This is a genomic window from Methylobacterium sp. J-043, assembly GCF_022829505.1.
In the GTDB taxonomy this organism is placed as follows: Bacteria; Pseudomonadota; Alphaproteobacteria; order Rhizobiales; family Beijerinckiaceae; genus Methylobacterium; species Methylobacterium extorquens_A.
In genome coordinates, this window is the sequence record NZ_JAKSYB010000028.1 from 214296 (window position 1) to 233258 (window position 18963).

The following is an 18963-nucleotide window of genomic DNA, read 5'->3' on the forward strand; positions in this document are numbered from 1 at the left end:
AGCACCATCGTACGAAAAAGGCCCCCGTGCTTGAGCGCAACGGGGGCCTTTTTCATTGGTCACTTCGGTCGATCGAGTTTGAGGCGAGCTCGGTGACACCGAACCCGCCTTCTCCAACCATCAGTCTCAGGCCTCGTCGAACCGGCCGCTGGCATGCGCCAGCATGGTGTAGACCTTGCCCGTCTCCGAGGTGAGGTAGGCGTCCGCGCGCTTGGTGTCGCGGTCGTTCTTCGTCACCTCGCCGAGCAGCCGCTCGAACTCGCCGACATAGCGATCGACCGTGCGGCGGAACTCGGCATCCGCCCGGTAGCGGCGCTGGATCTGCTCGAAGGTCTGGCGCCCCTGGGTCGTGTAAAGGCGGCCATCGAACAGGTTGGTGTCGCCCTGGCGGTAGCGCTGCCAGAACTCCACCGAAGCCTGATGATCCACCATCCGGGCGATGTCGGTCGAGATCGCGTCGAGCGAGATCCGCTCCACCGGTCCCTTCGCCTCGGGCGCGGCGGCCGGAGCCGGGGCGGGGACCGCCTCGGCGCCGTCGTCGTCGAGCGAGGCGCGAGTCAGGAGATCGGACAGCCAGCCGCGGTTGTCGCGGGTGCCGGGCCGTCCCTGGACCGGACCGGGGATCGCGGCCGGGCTCGCCGGACGCACGGGGGCGGAGGCCGCCGGCTGAGACCGGCCCGCCGTCGGAGCCGCAGTACGGGCCGGTGGGGGTGCAGCGGCCGGAGCGGGCGAGGCGATCGACACGCCGCGGCCGGCCTCGGCCGTGCGGCGCTGCTCGGCCCCGCGGGCCTGCGCCGCCGGCTGGGCGACATCGACCGAGCGGTTCGAGCGGGCCACCAGGGCGGACAGCTCGTTCAGCGCGTCGATCTGTTCGGCCACGACGCGGCGCATCTCGCTCGTCGCATCCTGCGTCTCGCGGGGCAGGTCGAGAACGCCGCGCTGCAGGTCGGCGCGGGTGGCGTCGAGTTCGCGGCGGATCTCGGCAGCCATCGCGTTCATCCGCGTGACCGAATCGCCGAACTGGCCGGAGGCGGCGGCAAAGCTCTGCATCATCTTGGCAGAGGCCTCCTCGATGGCACTGCGCACCGCTTCCGCCGTGCGGGCGCTCTCCGTGTCCGCGCCGCTGCGCAGGCGCTCGAAATCGCCCGCCACCGCGGTCCCGGCCTCGCGGGCCGCGCGGGCGACGCTCTCGCTGAGTTCGCGGGCGCGGGCCTCGGCTGCGCGCAGCGTCTCCTCGACCACGCTGCCGAAGCGGCCGGTCTGGGCCTCGATGGCCTGGCTGCGCTCCTCGAGGCGCGACAGCACCGCCTCGACCATGGCCTGCCGGCTCGACAGGCTCTCGGCGAGCCGGCCTTCCACCGCTTCCAGGGTGCCGGCGGCCTCGGACAGGGCACCGACATGGGTGCCGGTGCGCTCCACCAGCGCCTTGCCCCGGGCATCCAGCGTCTCGGCGAGGTCGGAGGCTTGGGCGAGCGCCCCCTGCGAGGCCTCGCGCAGCGCCACGACCTGGGTCGAGACCCGGTCGGAGGCCTGCGCCGTGTCGGCGGCGATCCGGTCGAGGGCCGACTGTATCTGTTCGACGCGGGCCGCGAGCCCCTGCTCGATGGCGCCGAAGTTCTCCGAGGCGCCGCCGACGAGGTCCTTCAGCCCGTCATTGGCGTTCTCGATCCGGGTGAGGAAGCCGGCGACGTCGCGGCGGACGCGCTCATGCGCCTGGGCGACGGTGTCGGCAGAGGCCGCCGCGCCCTCGTCCAGCGCCGCGCGCAGGGCCTTGGCCGACTCCACAGTGCGGACGACGATGGCATCGGTGCGCTCGCGCAGGGCCTCGACCAGCGGGGCACCCTTGTCGGCGATGAGCCGGTCGAGGGCCTGCTCGCGCTCAGCCAACGCGTCGGCGAGCGCCGCAGCCGGTCCGTCGATCATGCGGGCGAGCGCGCCGTTGCGCTGATCCATCGTTTCGGCCAGCGCGTCGGCGCGGGCCCGGACCTCGGCGGCGTGACGGCGGGCGCGCTCCTCCAGCATCCGGCCCATCCCGGCGATGGCATCGTCCACGAGCGCCGCGTAGGCGTTCTGGCGCTCGTCGAAGGTCTCCGCCAGGGCAGCCTGCCGCTCGGCACGCTCGTCCAGGGCCGCAACCATCCGGGCGGTGCCGCCGTCGATGAGCGCCGCGTAGGCTTCCTTCTGGCGATCGAACGCGTCGGCCAACACCGCGTGGCGGCGGGCCCGCTCTTCCAATGCGGAGACCATGCGGGCGGTGCCCTGCTCGATCAGGCTGGCATACGCCTCGCGCTGCCCGTCGAAAGCCTCGGTGAGGGCAGCCTGCCGCTGGGCACGCTCGTCGAGAGCAGCGACCATCCGGGCGGTGCCCTCCTCGATCACGCTCGCATAGGCCTCCCGCTGCCCGTCGAGGGTCTCGGCAAAGGCGGCCTGCCGCCCGGCCCGCTCGTCGAGAGCCGCAACCATACGGGCGGTACCCTCCTCGATCAGTGCCGCGACGGCCCGCTGACCCTCCTCCACCGTCTCCGCCTGCGCGGCGTGGCGGCGCGCCCGCTCTTCGAGTACGGCGACCATCCGGGCGGTGCCCTGCTCGATCACGCTGGCATAGGCGTCCCGCTGGCCGTCGAAGGCCTCGGCGAAGGCGGATTGCTGCCGGGCGCGCTCGTCCAGCGTCGCCGCGATCCGGGCCGTCCCCTCTTCGATCAGCGCCGCGACCGCCTTCTGGCGCTCCTCGACCGTCTCGAACTGGGCCGCATGCTGGCGTGCGCGCTCGTCGAGCGCCGCGACCATGCGGGCCGTGCCGCCATCGATCTGCGCGCCGTACGCGTCCTGGCGCTCGTCGAAGGCGTCGGCCAACGCATTGGCCCGGTTCGCCACCACGGTGGCGAAGGCGCGCAGGCGGGCGTCGATGCGGGCGGTGAAGTCCTCGCTGCGAGTCTCGACGGTCTGCGAAAGGGTGGCCGCTTGGTTCTCCACGAGCCGCGCGAAGTCGCCGCCGCGGCTCTCGACGAGCCCGTCGAGACTCCGCATCCGCTCGTCGAACACCGCCGCCAGCGCCTGGGTCTGGGTCTCGAGGCGACCGGTCAGCGTCGTCGAGCGCTCATCGACCAGGGCACCGAGGGTGGCGTGGATCTCGTCGAACAGGGCGCGCAGCTCCTGCGCCCGCGTCTCGACGGTCTGCGCGACCTGCTGGCCGCGCCCGTCCACGATGTCGCCGAGGACGCCGAGGCGTTCGTCGAACAGGTGGGCGAGACCGCGGGTGCGGGCATCCACCTCGCCGGCAGCGCGACCGATGCCGCTCTCCAGCGTCTCGACGAACAGGCGCGCGCCCTCGGTCAAAGCCGCCTGAAGCGGCAGGATGCGGCCCTGGAAGCCCTCGTCGAGGCGGCCGGCATGGCCGTCGAGCAGCCCGCGGATCTCACCCGTGCGGTGATCGAGGATGTCCTGAACCGTCCGCGCCCGCTCCTCGAAGGTGGTCCGCAGGTCGTCGTTGCGAGCGTCGAGCATGGCGCGGATCTCGCCCGCGCGGCTGTCGAGCAGGTCCTGCACCGTGCGGGCCGGCTCCTCCAGGGCGGCGCGCAGGGCGCCGAGCCCGGTCTCGAACTCGCCGCGGACATGGCCGGCGCTGCCGTCCACGAGGCCGCGCAGCTCGCCGGTGCGGCTGTCGAGGGTGTCGCGGATCTCGCTGCTGCGGCTGTCGAGCAGGTCACGCACCGTGCGCAGGCGCTCCTCCAGCACCGTCTCCAGGGCACCGAGGCTCGTGTCGAACGCGCCGCGCACCTGGCCGGCACCCCCCTCCATCAGGCCGCGCAGGTCGTCGGTGCGGTGGTCGAAGGTGTCGCGGATTTCGGCACTGCGGGCGTCGAGCAGATCACGCACCGTGCGCAGGCGCTCTTCCAGCACGGTCTCGAAGCTGCCGAGGCCGGCTTCGAGCTCGCCGCGTACGCGGCCGGCGCTGCCCTCCATCAGGCCGCGCAGATCGTCCGCGCGGCTGTCGAGCAAGGTGCGGATCTCGCCGGCCTGGGTCTCGAAGACGTGGCCGAGGCGGCCGGTGCCCTCGCCGAGCAGGCCATCGACCTGCCCCATGAGGTCGCGCAGGGTCGCGAGCAAGGCGGTGCCGCGGCGGTCGAGCAGGGCGCCAAGCGATGCGCCTCCCTGTTCCAGGGCCTGGGTGATGTCGGCGAGGCGGCCTTCAAGGCCCTCGACGGCCACGCGTCCGCGCTGGTCGAGGTCGGCGGCGAGCGCGCCGCCGCGCTCGTCGAACAGGTGGTTGAGGCTTTCGGCCCGCTCGTCGAACAGGCGGGCGATGGCCTCGACATGGCCGCCCAAAGCCTCGACGGCGAGACCGCTGCGGCGCTCGAGCAGGGCGACGAGGTCACGGATGCGGCCGGTCAATTCGCCGTCGATGGTGCGAGTGCGGCTCTCGATCAGGCGAACCGCTTCGAGGGCCTGGATGCCGAAGGATTCGTCGAGGTGGCGGGTGCGCTCCTCCAGCGTGCCGCTGAGGGCGTCGAGGCGCGCGACCACGCCGGTATCGAGGCGCTCGGCACCCTCGTCGAGGCGGCGGGCGAGGTCCTGGGTCGTGCGCTCGAGCCGCTCGGCGATCTCGGCAGCGCGGGTGGCGAGAACGTCGCCCACGGAGCGGCCACGGTTGGCGATGTCCTGCGCGGAGCCTTCGATACGCCGGTCGAGGGCGTCGGTGAGGATGCGGTTGCCCTCATCCAGCGTGCGGGCGATCTCGGAAGCACGGGTCACCAGCACCTCGTTGAGGGCGTTGGCGCGGGCGCCCAGACGGGTGTCGACATGGCCGACGAGCGTGGCGAAGCTCTCGCCGATCTCGGCGGCGCGGCGGGCGGAGAGGGATTCCATCTCGCCGATGCGCGCCTCGACGGTCTCGCCGGCAAGGCGGGCACGCTCGGCCAGGGAGTCGGCGAGCGCATTGCCCTGCACAGCGATGATCCGGTCGATCTCGCTGAGGCGCGAATCCAGGGTGTCGCCGAGCGCCTGCGCGTTGTCGGCGATCCGGTCGGCGAGGATGTCGCCGCGGGCGATGGTCTCTTGCAGAGCGGCGAGCCGGTTGCCCAGCGCCTCCTCCACCGCGCGGGTGCGGTTGTCAGCGGTCTCGACGAAGGCGGCGTGGCTCCGGTGCAGCGTGTCGCCGACTTGCGAAACGTGGCCGGCAATGGCGAGCACGACCTCGCGGCTGGTGCCTTCGAGGCGGGCCTGAGCCTCGTCGGATTGGCTGGCGATGAGCGCGGCGGCGCCCCGGCCATGGCGGCCGAAACTGTCCTCCAGGGTCCCCAGACGGGTCTCCAGCTCGGAGCCGACCCCCTCCGCGGTTCGCGACAGCGCCTGTGCCGTGGCCTCGCCGCGGGCGGCGACCTCGTCGCCGAGACGGCGCAGCGTCTCGCGCAGGGCCTCCAGAGCGCCCTCGGTGCGGCCACCGACCTCGCCGCCGGCCTGTTCGGCGGCGCGCGCCAGGGCCGCGGTGGCCTCGGCGCTGCGAGCCGACAGCTCCTCGCCGATCTGGGCCAGGGCATCGCGCAGACTGCGCAGCGACGCCTCGGTGCGGCTGTTGACCGCGCCGCCGGCCTGCTCCGCCGCGCGGGCCAGGGCCGCGGTGGTCTCGGCGCCGCGGGCGGACAGTTCGTCGCCGATCCGGCCCAGCGTCTCACGCAAGGCACGCAGCGATTCCTCGGTGCGGGTGCCGACTTCGCCGCCGACCCGCTCGGCGGTCCGCGCCAGCGCATCCGTCACCTCAGCGGTGCGGCCGTCGATCTCGTCCTGCACCTGCCGCAGCAGGTCGCGCAGACCCTGCGCCGACTGGTCGGCACGACTGCCGATCTCGCCACCGGCCTGGGCCGCTGCCAGCGACAGCGCGACGCTGGCCTCCGCGCCGCGCACGGAAATCTCGTCGGCCACCTGCCGCAGGAGATCCTGGAGCGCGTGCATCGACTGGTCGGTGCGGTTGCCGATCTCGCCACCGGCATGGGCGGCGGCGAGCGCCAGGGCACCGGTCGCCTCGGCGCTGCGGGCCGACAGCTCGTCGGCCATCCGCTGAATCGCGGCGTGAAGCGCCTGCGACGCGCCCTCGCTGCGGCTGCCGAGTTCGCCCCCGACACGCTCGGCGGCGGCCTGGAACCGGCCCACCACATCGTTCGAACGGTTCTCGACGGCGGCGGCGGCCTCGTCGGCGGCGCGGCGCAGCGCCTCGGCGGCCTCGGCGAAGCGGGTGGTGACGGCAGCACTCTGCGCCTGGGCGGCCCCCGAGGTCTCCTCGGCGACGTGCAGCATCCGCGCGGTCGATTCCACGACGCGCTCGGCGAGCAGGCCGCTCATGGCCTCGGCGGCCTCGCGCAGGCGGCGCTCCAGCGCCTCGACGCTGGCGCCGACGGACGCGGTCGCGGTCTCCGTGCTGCGGCGAATGCCGTCATGGGCCGCAACGGTCCGGGCGTCGAGATCCTCGCCCAGGCGGGCCACGGCCTCGCGCAAGCTCTCGGCGCTGCCGTTCGCGTTGGCGGCAAAGCTGGCGCCGAGCCCGGCCAGAGCCTGCTCGACGGTGGCGGCGGCCTGCGCCGCCCGCTCGGTCATCAGGCCGGCGACACGCTCGCCCGCCGTGTCGAGGTTCGAGGCGAGCGCCCCGCCCTGGACGGCGATGACATCATCGACGCGCGACGCCGCCGTCTCGATACGGGCGGCGAGTTCAAGGCCGCGGCCGTCCATGGTCTCGGCCGCGTGGGTGGCGGAAGCCAGGAACGCGTCGCGGACCCGGTCGATGCGGGTGGAAAAGTCATCGGCCACGCTGCCGGCGGCGAGCGCCAGGGCGGCCTGCGCGTCGCGCCCGCGTCCTTCGATCAGTTCGGAGACGCCGGTGCCGGCCGCCTCGATCTCGGTGCGCAGCGAGGCACCGCGGACGGCGATGTCCTCGGAGATCGCCGCGCCGGTGGCGGCGAAGGTGCGGCTTAGGCCCTCGCCGGTCTCGGCAAAGCGCGCGGTGATGGCGCCGCCGGTCTGGGCGAAGCGCTCGGTCAGCTCGGTCCCGCGCGACAGGAAGGCCTCTTCCAGGCCCTTCGTCGAACGCTCGAAGGTCTCGCGCACGGCGCCGCCCTGGCGATCGAGCGCCTCGATCAGGCCGGTGCCGGTCTCGGACAGGCTTTGGGCGACGGCGCCCGCGTTGTCGGCGAGCGTGCGGGTGAGCGCCCCGCTGGTGCGCTCGAAGGCCTGCGTCACCGCGTCGGCACGCTGCTGCAGCGCGCTGGTGAGGCTGTTGCCGATCTCTTCGAGGCCGCCGCGCACGCCTTCGCTGGTAGCGGTGAGCTGGCGGACCAGATCGTCGCCGCGGGTCGAGACGTTGCCGACCACCCGTTCGCCGACCTCGCTGAGCGCCTCGGTGATCGCGGTGCCGCGGGCGTCGAGCGCCCCGGTCACGCGCTCGCCCGCGCCGTTGATGGCGGCGACGATGCGCTCGGCCGCGCCCTCCAGCTCGCTCGACAGGTTCTCGTGCGAGCCGGCGATCGCTCCGCGCACCCGGTCGGCGCTGCCGACGATGGACTCGCGCTGGGCGATCAGCTCATCGACCAGGCTGCGGATGCGGATCTCGTTGTCGGAATAGGCCCGCTCCAGGGTCGAGATCTCGCCGCGCACCAGCGTTTCGAGTTCGCCCGCGCGGGCCAGCGCCCGCTCCACGCCATCGCCGACGGCGGCGACCTCGCGACGCACGGTCTGCGACATGGTCAGCACCGCGTCGGTCGAGAAGCTCTCGGGCTCGGCCAACCGGATCGCCACCTCGCCGACGGCGCGGGCGACGAGGCGCATCTCGTGGGCGCGCACGGCCAGCATCGCCGTGATGAGGAACAGCACGATCGGCCCGGCGATGGCGGTGGCTACCACCGCCGCCTGGAGCGCGGTGAGCCCGGTGACGAACGTCTTCAGGTCGCCGCCGGACTGGTTCCAGGCCAGCGCCACGAGGCCGTTGAGCCAGAAGAACGACGCGATGGCCGCGACGAGGTACGGCTTGCGCGAGGGCCGCACCCGGAGCGTCTGCTGCAGGATGCCGATGTTCTGGCGGTCGTCGTTCGCCACCAGCGAGCGGTCGGGCGGCAGGAGCCCGCCCTCGCGGCGCGAGCGCCCGCGCTCGGGCAGCGGCAGATCGGACGCGGCGGGATCGATGTCGAGGGTCGGGGTGCGGCGCCCCCCGGCCTCGGAGAACGGATCGGCCAGCGGATCGCCGTCTCCGACATCGGGCAGCCGCGGCTCGACGCGGGCAGTGTCGCCCGGCGCCGGAATGTCCAGATTCAAAGCCTGCTCGATCGCGGAGAGTGCCGCCTCCGCCGGATCCTTCAGCTTCTTCTCGGTGGCCATGCAACCCTCGTACGCATCGCCATCCAGTGCAGAGCTCGCGCCCTCCGCAATGGAGACGGATTTACCCGACGTCTCACGGGATCTTAGTCCCTTGGATGATGCCCCCGATACCCAATCGGCCCGGCGCACCCAAGAAACCTTAACGGAATGGTTACCAAGCCGGGTCCCGCGATCCGGCATTCGCCCCAAGTTCTGACGCTTGCAGCTTTAAACGGGTACGGCCCAAACCGGCCTGGGCTGTGGATAGCCAGCGCGGCCCACAGGCAGGTCGCCGCGCCGCGCCTCTTTCGCGGGAGCCGGGCGGGTGGAGCGGCCGTTTCATCCCGAGCACATATGTCAAAGCAGACGATGAGGACGAACGTGGACCTCGAGATACAGCGTGCGCCCCTGCTCGACCGTGCCCACCTCGATGCGCAGACCTTCGGCGATGCCGACCTCGCGCGCGAGGTGTTGAGCCTGTTCGAGGATCAGTGCCGCCGGCTCCTGCCGGCGCTGGCGGCGGCGAGCCGTCCGGCCGAGGAGCGGGCCGACCTCGCCCACACCCTCAAGGGTGCGGCTCTCGGGGTCGGGGCGATGCGGGTGGCCGAGGCGAGCGGCGCCGTCGAGACCGGGTTGCGCGAAGCGACCACGCGCGCGGGAGACGGGGCCGACCTCCAGGCGCTCCGGTGCGCCGTCGCCGAGACGCTGGAAGCGCTCGCCGCCCTCGACCGGGCGATGTGAGGAGCTGCGTTTCGGCCCTCGATGCCTGCGGCGGAAAGACCGCCGCCGCGCCGGCTCCGCCACCCGGCCAACGGACGGGGGGCATCTGCAGCGGCGGCGCGACGGAAAAGCGCCGGCTTCCCGCTTGCTTTCTCACTCCGCCACCCGCAAGCAGGCGCCACGCCGCCCCCTGAAGGATCGAAGGCGGACGCCGACACGTCCCGGAGCAAGGTATGCCCAAGATCACCTACGTCGATCACGCCGGCACGGCCCGCACGATCGACGGTCAGGTCGGCTCGACCGTCATGGAGACGGCGATCCGCAACAACGTTCCGGGCATCGATGCCGAGTGCGGCGGGGCCTGCGCCTGCGCGACCTGCCACGTCTACGTCGACGAGGCCTGGGCCGAAAAGGTCGGGCCGGCGGAGCCGATGGAGCAGGACATGCTCGACTTCGCCTCCGACGTGCGCGCGACCTCGCGCCTGTGCTGCCAGATCCGCGTGACGCCCGAACTCGACGGCCTCGTCGTGACGACCCCGGCCCGCCAGGGCTGAGGCACGCCCCTCGCTCTCTTGGCAGCCGTTCTCGCTCTCCTGCTGTTCCTGCCCGTGCCGCTCCTGCAGGGGCTGGGCTATACCGGGACCTGCACGCAGAACGACACCGATCCGTTCCTGACCGGCACGTTCCTCAGTCAGCCCTTCGTGGCGGGCTCGTTCGCGCTCACATGGCAAGCGGCGCAGCGCGGGCGGGCCAGCCGTAGAACGGGCGGCCTTGCCGTGATCGGACTATCGAGCCTCGTCCTGGCCGGCCTTGCGGCGCTCGCCATGCTGATGAACGCCACCCTGGTGCAGAATACACTCCTGCTCGGCCTCTCGCCCTGCGGCGCCGACCACACCGAGGCACGGTTCGAACCGGAGCATGTCCTGATCGGCAGCCTCTACGGGCTCCCGCCACTGGCCGTCCTCGTCGCGGCCCTGACCGCCGTCCGGGCCGCCTCGCACGGCGGCCGGCGGCACGGCTGAAACGCCCTCTCGAGCCATGCCCAACCACATTGGGTCGGATCACGCCTCTAGAGCATCGTCCTCGATATCGGATCCAGGACGATGCTCTAGGTTCTTGTTTTGGCATCGTCTTTTCCGAAAGCCGGTAGCCACCTTTCGGGACGATGCTCTATCGTCTTGTTTTGCCGCGCTTTCTTCGACGGACCGGCGAACACTTCATCGGAAAGCGCTCTACCGCAGCAGCGCCCGCATCGCTCCGTCCAGCCCTTCAAGCGTCAGCGGGAACATCCGCTGCGAAAAGATCCGGCGGACCATGCCGATGGAGTGGGTGTGGGCCCAGTGCTCGGCCGGAATGGGATTGAGCCAGACCGCCTTCGGGAAGTGAGCGAGCACACGGCCGAGCCAGACCTCGCCCGCCTCCTCATTCCAATGCTCCACCGAACCGCCGGAATGGGCGATCTCGTAGGGGCTCATGGAAGCGTCGCCCACGAACACCACGCGGTAGTCGGAGGGATAGGTACGGATCACGTCGAGGAGCGGGATCCGCTCGTCGTGGCGGCGGTGGTTCTCGGTCCACACCGCCTCGTAGGGGCAGTTGTGGAAGTAGAAATGCGCGAAGTGCTTGAACTCGGAGCGCGCGGCCGAGAACAGCTCCTCGGCCAACTCGACATGCCAGTCCATCGATCCCCCGACATCGAGGAAGAGCAACACCTTCACGGCGTTGCGCCGCTCCGGGCGCAGCCGCACGTCGATGAAGCCCTTGCGGGCGCTCTCGCGGATGGTGCCGTCGAGGTCGAGCTCGTCCGCTGCCCCCATGCGGGCGAAGCGGCGCAGGCGGCGGAGCGCCACCCGCATGGAGCGGGTGCCGAGTTCGCGTGAATCGTCGAGATCCTTGAACTCGCGCCGGTCCCAGACCTTGACTGCACGGAAGTTGCGGTTGCCGTCCTGGCCGATACGGATTCCCTCCGGATTGTAGCCGTAGGCGCCGAAGGGTGAGGTGCCTCCGGTTCCGATCCATTTCGACCCGCCCTGATGGCGCTCCTTCTGTTCGGCGAGGCGCTGTTTCAACGTCTCGAACAGCTTGTCCCAGCCCAGCGCCTTCAACTCGGCCTTCTCATCCTCCGAGAGATACTTCTCCGCGAGCTTGCGCAGCCATTCCTCGGGGATGGCAGCGGGTTCGACCGCCTCGCCCAGCGTTTCCAGCCCTTTGAAGACCGAGGCGAACACCCGGTCGAACCGGTCGAGGTTGGACTCGTCCTTCACCAGCACGGTGCGGGCGAGGAAGTAGAACTCCTCCACGCGCTTGTCCGCGAGGTCGCGCTCCATCGCCTGGAGCAGGGTGAGGTATTCGCGCAGGGACACCGGTACGCGGGCCTCGCGCAGGCCCGTAAAGAATTGGAGCAGCATGAGGCCTAAACGCCCGAGCCCGGCCTGCGGGTCAAGCCGATGCCGGACACCGGGGCCGGGCGTGCCGCGGTCCCCGGAACAACCGGGCCGGTCGCCGCTCCTGTGGACAGCGGCGCTTTCCGGTGGATATCACCCGGGATCGCCTTTGTGCGGAAGGAAGAGCCGTCATCTCAACGGACGTAAGATGCATCGCACAATGCACGACGCGTTCGTGACTTGACGATGGGAAGGACCCCATGCCCGTGGTCTTGCGATCCCTGAGCGATTTCAAGAAATTCCTCCGCAAACCCGGAGCGACCCTGCAGATCGTCCAGAACACCTTCGTCGATCGTCAGGACGCCGAGTCCCGCGCCGCCTATCGCCGCAAGGGCCTCTACGAGCCGCGAACCCTTCGGGCGATGTCGAAGAAGGCCGCCGTGTTCGACGTGAAGGGCCATGATAGCACCGTGTGGCTGTACTGGGATCGCGGCACCCGACACTGGCGCTTCTCGGGCGACACCGTCACGGTTCCGCTCAACGCCGCCCTCGGCCCGCCCGACGCGGTGGTCTATCGCTGCACTCTGCTTCAGCAGAGCGGGCAACGCCGCTCCGCCGCCAAGCGCGGAGACGATGAGGCGATGCTACCGGGGCTATAACTGCAGGCTCCGACCCATAGAGTTCGGCCGTCACGGCGGGGCCGAACGGTCGCGGATCTGCCGTGATCATGAAAGCCGGCGGGCTCGACCTGCCGAGATCGCTGGTCAGCTCGGACTGACCTCTCACACTTTGTTGAACGGACGAATCAAGCGCCCCTCATCGTGCCTTTGATCGAACCTCAGCTTGCGTGCACCACCTGGAGAGATCCCAACCTGCTGTCTGATCCGGACTGATCGTTCGCAATAGCAGCCAAATCGTGGTTTTTCCCGATTTTGCAGTCGTTTTCCGGGCAAATGGTGCAAAACGGACTTGAATCTTTTCTAGATCCTTTTAGCTCACAAGAACGAGGGGAAAATAGGATCATTTACAATGTCGGATAACAGTCAGGTCTCGCAACACGACCGTATCGAGCTCGCTGCCGATCTCGTCTCGGCTTATGTCTCCAACAACTCTCTGCCATCGCCCGAACTCGCGGGTTTGATTGTTCAGGTTCATGCCGCCCTCGTCGCCCTGTCGGCCCCGCAGGCGCCCAAGGAAGAAGAAGTCGAGCGGGCGACACCGGCACAGATCAAGAAGTCGATCACGCCAGATGCCCTGATCTCCTTCATCGACGGCAAGCCCTACAAGACGCTTAAGCGGCACCTGACCACGCACGGCCTCGACATCGAGGGCTACCGCCGCCGCTACGGCCTGCCGGCCGATTATCCGACGGTCTCCTCCAACTATTCGGCCGCGCGCTCTGCCCTCGCCAAGGATCTCGGCCTCGGTCAGCAGCGCCGCAAATCCTCGGCGAAGACCGCGGAGCCGGTCGATGAGGTGGTGGCGGAAGCAGCCCCCGAGCCGCGCCGCAAGACCGCCGCGGAAGGCCGCAAGACCGGCGGGCGCCGCAAGGCTGCCTGAGGATCGATGCCGCGCCGGCGGAGTCATCGGACTCCGCCGGCCGGCTCTGGTGCGTTGACGTTGGTCCGCGCAGCGACGGTCCCGGCCGATCGAAAGGCCGCCGGGCCTGCCTACGGCTCTCAATGGATCACATGGAAGGCTCGCAGCGGCAGCGTCTCGCCGTTGACGCGCTCGGCTTCCCCGTGGCCTGCCGTCTTCTGCTCGCTGCAGACCGCACGCGTAAGACGCGGCGCGCCGATTGCGGAACGCGCTCTTTCGCGAAACAGGGCCCCGACACGACAGGACCGCGCGGCACCCGCATTCTGCTAGGCGGGCGGGGACGTCGAACTTCTGCGCCGGAGCACCCGGTACGGATGCCGGACTCGAAACCTCCCAAGGTCGCTCAGATCGTCGCGTACGATCCGACGCGACCAGCCCGGCGATGCCGGCTCCCGGACCTCCGCGTCATACGATTTTCGATCGATGGCTTCTGATTTCGCCCCACGGCGTCCATCCCGAGGCGATCCAATCGGATGCCGATCGGGCGGATCTCCAGAACGTCCTTCAGATCATCGTCCTGCGCGATGGACGGATGGCTTTCGACCAACGACGCAGCAAGACTTGAGACATCCCGCTCTCCTGGATTTGGCTTCCGGACAGCATCGGGACTCGATCAGCCGGCGAAGGCCACGGATCGGCTTTCACTCGGACAGACATCAGGGTGACGCAACAACGGCACCGGCGCCCGTCGAGCAAACGATCAGGCGTCGGGCATCGCCGACTGGATGAGACGGTCGGAGGAGAGGTCCTCCTCGTCATACCCGAGGAGTTCGGCGAGGCGGCCGCGGGCGCGGCTGACGCGGCTCTTCACCGTGCCGACCTTGCAGCCCATGATGGTCGCCGCCTCCTCGTAGGAGACACCCTCCGCACCCACCAGCACGAGGGCCTCGCGCTGGTCCGGCGGCAGCTTGGCCAGCGCCGTCTGCAGATCCTCGACGTCGAGCCGGTCGCCCTGATGCGGCGCGGTGGCGAGGCGCGCGGCGTAGGAACCGTCCTGATCCTCGACCTCGCGCACGCGCTTGCGGTGATCCGAGTAGAAGATGTTGCGCAGGATCGTGAAGAGCCATGCGTTGAGGTTCGTGCCCGGCTGGAAGCGGGCGCGGTGCTGCCAGCCCTTGAGCAGGGTGTCCTGCACGAGGTCGTCGGAGCGCGCCGGGTTCGAGGTCAGCGACAGGGCAAAGGCGCGCAGGGACGGCACCGCGGAGAGCAGGCCGTTGCGGAATTCGGGATCGATCCGCTCGCCCTGAGCCTTGAGGGCCGCTTCGAGCTTGCCGATCAGCTCGGAGAAGCGGGACGGCGTGTCCTCGCCGGCGCCGAGCGTGTCGTACACGCTGCGCAGATGATCGCCGAGATGGCTGCGGATCGAGTCGGAAAGTTTGGGACGGCCGTCTGTCATCGCGGGACGATCCAGGGTCGCTTCGGTATCGTTACGCATCGGGCACTTCGCGATCGGGACTTTTCGGCAGAGACGGTGCAGTGCAGCACGCGGGGCAGGCCCCGGCACGGCCCTTAACATAGCTGTAGCGCATCGCTCCGATCCAGCACACCCGCGCCACGCGAAATACTGCCACGCTTGCACACGGGACGGTAGGCTGTCGCCCCAAAGAGTGAGATGATTCGCCGATCCTGCCGCGTGAATGCGGCAAATCGGCAGGTCCATCCGCTTTTTCCGATCGATCGCCCTCAGGCCGCGCCGTGGATATCCGGCATCGGACGCTGCCGCGTCGCGCCCTTCAGCACCCGCACCACCCCGTCGGTGAGAACGAGGGTGTCGCCGCGCTCCAGTTCAGTCCAGGTCTCGTCGCGGGTCAGCGCCCGCGTGGCGATCATGGTGACGATGTCGGTCTCGGTGGTCTCCTGAGCGAAATCGACCCGCCAATCCTCGTCGATCAGCGTCGCCGTGCCGAACGGCGCCCGGCGGGTGAGGTAGCAGAGCCGCTTGCCGCAATGGGCGTAGAGCACGCGGCTGTCGGTGAGCAGCATGTTGAAAACACCGCGCTCCGAAAGGATGCGGGCGTAACCCGCAATGGCCGCCTCCAGGGTCGTGGCGCGGGGCGGCTTGGGAAAGCGCTCCTGGAGCTGCGACAGCATCCAGCAGAAAGCGTGTTCGCTGTCGGTGGTGCCAATCGGCTCGAACCGGCCGAGAGGCAGCCGCTTCACGCCCTTGAGCTGGCCGTTATGGGCGAAGGTCCAGCGCCGGCCCCACAGCTCGCGGGAGAAGGGATGGGTGTTCTCGAGGCTGACGCGCCCGCGATTGGCCTTGCGGACATGGGCCACGACGATGCGGCTCTTGATCGGATAGCGGCGCAGGAGCTTGGCGAGTTCGGAGCGTGCGCTGGGCTCGGGGTCGTGGAAGGAGCGGCAACCGCGCCCCTCGTAGAAGGTGATGCCCCAGCCGTCGGCATGCGGGCCGGTCTCGCCGCCGCGCCGGGCCAGGGCGGCGAAGGAGAAGCGGATATCGGTCGGCACATTCGCGCTCATTCCGAGCAGTTCGCACATGGTAGCCGGGGTCTTCTGCGTCGCGCGCGGTGGGATCGAAGAGGGGCGGGGAGGGGAAACTAGAGCGCATACCGAGGAAGTGGAAACCGGTTCGTCGGAAGAATGCGCGTCAAAACAAGGATCGAGAGATGCCGGCCTGATGCGATCAGGTCGGATACGGCTCTAGGAAGCTTCGGGGGGCGGAACAACCGATTTGCGACGCATGTCCCCCGCCGCGCCCGGTCTCCCCCGCGCGCCCTCGCGGCCCGGCCAGACAGGGGTGACGGCGAGCCCCGGAATCAGGCGCCGAACCGCGGGCGCCAGTCCCAGGGCGAGCCCGATCATCCCGGCGAGCGCCAACAGGTCGGTGAGGCCGACGCGAAAGTAGCCACGGAAGGCGGGCGTGACGAGCCAGAACAGCTCGGCAAGATGGACCGCGACCGCGAGCGCCGCCACCAGCCGCGTGCGGTTCTCGCCGGGACGCAAGGTCAGGATGGCGGCAACACCCACCACGACGGCGGCGGATAGCGCCAGGGCGCGGCCGGAAAAGCCTGCGCGCAGCCGATACCACGCGGCGGCCCCCGGATCGGCGGCGGCGCCGAGCATCAGGAACTGCACGACATGCAGGCCGGCCCAAACGAGGAGCAGCACAGCGAGCGGCGTGAGCCGATCGTGGCGGCGCCGGGCGGGGCCGGCGTCGGGCGGCGCGACGAGGATCGCGGCGGCGAGCGCCAGACTCGACCACGCGGCCAGCACCAGCAATCCGAAGGCGCTGGCATGGAAGCGGGGGCCGGGATCGGTTCCGACCGACATGACGAGGTCGCCGGCCGCCAGCGTGCCGACCACGGTGTGGAGGCCGAGGCCGAGCACGGCGCGCCCGTCGTCGATCCGCCCGGCCTTGGCCCAGGGCTCGCCGCCGCGGCGGGCGAAGAGCAAGGCAAGCCCGGTCCAGAGCGCAAAATAGAGGGCGAGGCGAGCGGCGAGCAGCGGCGGCGCGGCTCCGAGGAGGGCGAGCGGGCCATCCGGCCCAGCGCTTTCCGGCGCCGGGTAGAGCAGGAAGGCCGCCACCGGGATCGGCAGAGCGAGGATCGCGGCCACCGGCATCAGAACCAGCAGGCCGCGCAGGGTCTCGAGCAGTGCGGTCTCGGGCTGCGGGCGCCACGCATCGGCCCGCTCGATCATGATGACGACGGGCAGCGCGCCTGCCGGCAGGGCGAGAAGGCAGGTCCAGGCGGCGAGATAGGCGGGCGCGAGCCGGGGCAGCCCGGCATGGTGAAGCGCCAGCAGCAGGCAGGCCATTCCCACGACGAAGGCCGCCGCCGGGCGGCGGGCCGGATCGCGGAAATACGCACCCGCGGATTTCGCCCCCGTCGCCTTGCGGGCGGCACCGCCCTTCTCCTCCGCGCTCACCGCTGCGGCTCCCCGGCGGCGGAGCCGTAGAGGGCGAGGGGACGTCCCGCATCCGCCGGCAGGGCGTACAGGCGCCGGGCGAGGGCCGCCGGAATGAACGGCGTGCCGGAGGGCTCGATCGTCAGGACGAAATGTCCGGCCAGGGCAGAGGGGAGAACGCGGCCGGTCCGCCCTGTTCTCAGAGCGGAGACGAGCGCGACGCCGAGGCCGAGCACTCCGCCCGCCGCCGCGGCGGAGAGGGCCGGCACCGCTGCCATCGCCCAGGATAACGGCCAGGAGCCCGGCCAAGGAGGGGGCCAGACATCGGGCCACGAAAGCGGCCGGGCGAGGAGCGCCGCCACGCTCGCCGGCCCGTCCGGCATTTCCCCGGCAAGGCCGGCGATGCGGATGGCGACGAAGGCCGCAAATCCGAGAAAGGCACCGAACAGCGCGAGGCGGTTCAGGCTTCGCTCCTCTCGGTGCAGGGCGCCGGCGACCTCCGGCATCGGCACCGGAGCGAAGGCGTCCAGGCGTGGCGCGCGGCCCCCCGAGAGCCCCCGCGCCGCTTCGGCGAGCCCGGCCTCCGAAGCGAAGATCGCGATGAGGCCGGGGGGCTGGCCAAACGATTGAGCGAGAGGCTGGCCGGGGAGCTGGTTCGGCCGGATGTTCGGCGCGATCTCCGGCGCCCGCGGCGCGGCGTGCGCGTTCTCGGCGAGGGCGAGCTGGCGCGTCTCGGCGATTCCGACCGGCGGCACGAGGCGGAGGAGAAGCAGCAGGCCGAGGACGAACAGCCCCGCGGTCCCCAGCATGGCGACCTCCGCGGTCAGGAGATCCGCGAGGCTTGCCCCCGCCGCCCCGATCCGCATGGCAAGCACGTGATCCGCTCCGAGGCTGATGGCGACGAGGGCGCCGATCAGACCGAGGGCGAGGGCGCTGCGGCGGATCGCGGGGATCCAGAACAATTGCGTGGGGAGAAGCCCGGCGAGCATGAGTGTCCAGAAAGCGGGCGCCTCGTCGCCGAAGAGCCTGCGCGTCAGGCGTGCCCGCTCGGCCGCGTCGCCGTAAAGCAGGGCGGTGACGATCTCGGTGACGTGGCAATAGAGGGCGGCAAGGCCGAAGGCGAGCAGCAGCCGCCCGATGATATCGAGATGCCGGCCGGTGATGAGGCCATCGAGTCCGCGGCTTCGGCGCAGGGTCGTGGCGAGCGCCGCGGTCAGCCCGGCACCCGAGAGCACCGCCTCGACCAGAAGGGCGACGGGGAGCAAGGTGTCGTGCCGGTCGGTGCGCAGGGCGGCGGCGAGCGCTAGGTCGATCAGCACCGCCACCGCCGCGAGAATGCCGAGCAGGCCGAAGCCGCGGCAGGCCCGCTCCCAGGCGAGCCATTGCAGCGCCGAGCCGCACCAGCCGGCGGACAGCGTCCGGTAGAGGCGGGCGCGTCGGGAACCCGGCCCCGCGGCGTCGCGTAACACCGCCACATCCGGAAGGAGCGCCGCCACCCAGAGGCCGAGGCTGGCCAGGAGCAAGGCCCCGAGGCTCACCGGATGGACCGGCGCCGGGTGGAGCGCGACGAGACCTGAGCAGAGCAGGGCAGCGGTCTGCGTCAGGCGCCCGATCCCGCAGCGCCACGCGACGCCGGCGAGCAGCAGCAGCCCCGAAATCAGCAGGCAGCCCGCAGCGAGCCCGATCCACCACGCGGCGCCGGCCGGGCCGAATTCGGCGGGCACGGCCGAGCGCAGACCGGCCCAGACGAGGATCGGGACGAAGGTTGCGGCGACGGCGAGCCGCCAAAAGCGACCGGCGGGCGCGAGCACGCTCCCCGCGAGCGCGGCGGCGATCGAAGCGACCGTCTCTCCGGCCCCGATCACCGGCGCGCCGTAGAGGGGAGCGGGCTCGGCCGCAGGCTGAAACACGCGTTCGGTCATCGGCTCAACGGTCGGCCGCAGGCTGCGGGCGGCTCCGATCCTGATTGCGATCCTGACGGAGAAAGGCGGGCGATGGAATGTCTCGCACGGCCATCCGTGTCGCCCGAAAGGAGGGTAGGGGAAAGGCGCTGCCG

Annotated in this window: 11 protein-coding genes; 5 read left to right on the forward strand and 6 right to left on the reverse strand. The window is 70.8% G+C overall.

The window, feature by feature from the left end; genetic code table 11:
- Positions 1 to 126: 126 nt before the first annotated feature.
- A complete protein-coding gene (locus tag MKK50_RS05060) occupies positions 127 to 8358 on the reverse strand; it encodes an apolipoprotein A-IV repeat region-like domain-containing protein (RefSeq protein ID WP_499020846.1) in 8232 nt (2743 codons plus the stop codon).
- A 360-nt stretch (positions 8359 to 8718) separates the two neighbouring features.
- On the opposite strand from MKK50_RS05060, the gene MKK50_RS05065 reads away from it, so the two are divergent.
- The 3 genes from MKK50_RS05065 (at position 8719) to MKK50_RS05075 (ending at position 10079) form a co-directional block, all read left to right on the forward strand.
- On the forward strand, positions 8719 to 9078 hold the full coding sequence (locus tag MKK50_RS05065; RefSeq protein ID WP_499020847.1) for an Hpt domain-containing protein: 360 nt from the start codon (positions 8719 to 8721) through the stop codon (positions 9076 to 9078).
- 212 nt (positions 9079 to 9290) lie between these two features.
- Entirely contained in the window at positions 9291 to 9611 is a 321-nt protein-coding gene (locus MKK50_RS05070) for a 2Fe-2S iron-sulfur cluster-binding protein (RefSeq protein ID WP_253369051.1), read from the forward strand.
- A gap of 18 nt (positions 9612 to 9629) precedes the next feature.
- On the forward strand, positions 9630 to 10079 hold the full coding sequence (locus tag MKK50_RS05075) for a hypothetical protein (protein WP_499020849.1): 450 nt from the start codon (positions 9630 to 9632) through the stop codon (positions 10077 to 10079).
- A gap of 210 nt (positions 10080 to 10289) precedes the next feature.
- Here MKK50_RS05075 and MKK50_RS05080 read toward each other — a convergent pair whose 3' ends face one another.
- Positions 10290 to 11465, reverse strand: coding sequence for a vWA domain-containing protein (locus MKK50_RS05080; protein ID WP_499020851.1), 1176 nt, complete (start codon positions 11463 to 11465; stop codon positions 10290 to 10292).
- 236 nt (positions 11466 to 11701) lie between these two features.
- Between MKK50_RS05080 and MKK50_RS05085 the strand changes: the two genes are divergently transcribed.
- Complete coding sequence (locus MKK50_RS05085) at positions 11702 to 12100, forward strand: hypothetical protein (RefSeq protein ID WP_499020852.1); 399 nt, start codon at positions 11702 to 11704, stop codon at positions 12098 to 12100.
- A 370-nt stretch (positions 12101 to 12470) separates the two neighbouring features.
- Positions 12471 to 13001 (forward strand): Ros/MucR family transcriptional regulator, encoded by a 531-nt coding sequence (locus tag MKK50_RS05090; RefSeq protein ID WP_253369059.1) that lies wholly within the window; start codon positions 12471 to 12473, stop codon positions 12999 to 13001.
- 739 nt (positions 13002 to 13740) lie between these two features.
- On the opposite strand, the gene MKK50_RS05095 is transcribed toward MKK50_RS05090, so the two are convergent.
- The 4 genes from MKK50_RS05095 to MKK50_RS05110 form a co-directional block, all read right to left on the reverse strand.
- Positions 13741 to 14475 carry a sigma-70 family RNA polymerase sigma factor gene (locus MKK50_RS05095; protein ID WP_003604688.1) on the reverse strand — a complete coding sequence of 245 codons (735 nt, stop codon included), beginning with the start codon at positions 14473 to 14475 and terminating at the stop codon, positions 13741 to 13743.
- A 248-nt stretch (positions 14476 to 14723) separates the two neighbouring features.
- Complete coding sequence (locus MKK50_RS05100; RefSeq protein ID WP_499020854.1) at positions 14724 to 15539, reverse strand: class II glutamine amidotransferase; 816 nt, start codon at positions 15537 to 15539, stop codon at positions 14724 to 14726.
- 162 nt (positions 15540 to 15701) lie between these two features.
- Positions 15702 to 16928 (reverse strand): hypothetical protein, encoded by a 1227-nt coding sequence (locus MKK50_RS05105; protein WP_499020855.1) that lies wholly within the window; start codon positions 16926 to 16928, stop codon positions 15702 to 15704.
- A complete protein-coding gene (locus MKK50_RS05110; protein WP_499020857.1) occupies positions 16925 to 18817 on the reverse strand; it encodes a quinol:electron acceptor oxidoreductase subunit ActD in 1893 nt (630 codons plus the stop codon). The genes MKK50_RS05105 and MKK50_RS05110 overlap by 4 nt, the downstream gene beginning before the upstream one ends.
- Positions 18818 to 18963: the final 146 nt, after the last annotated feature.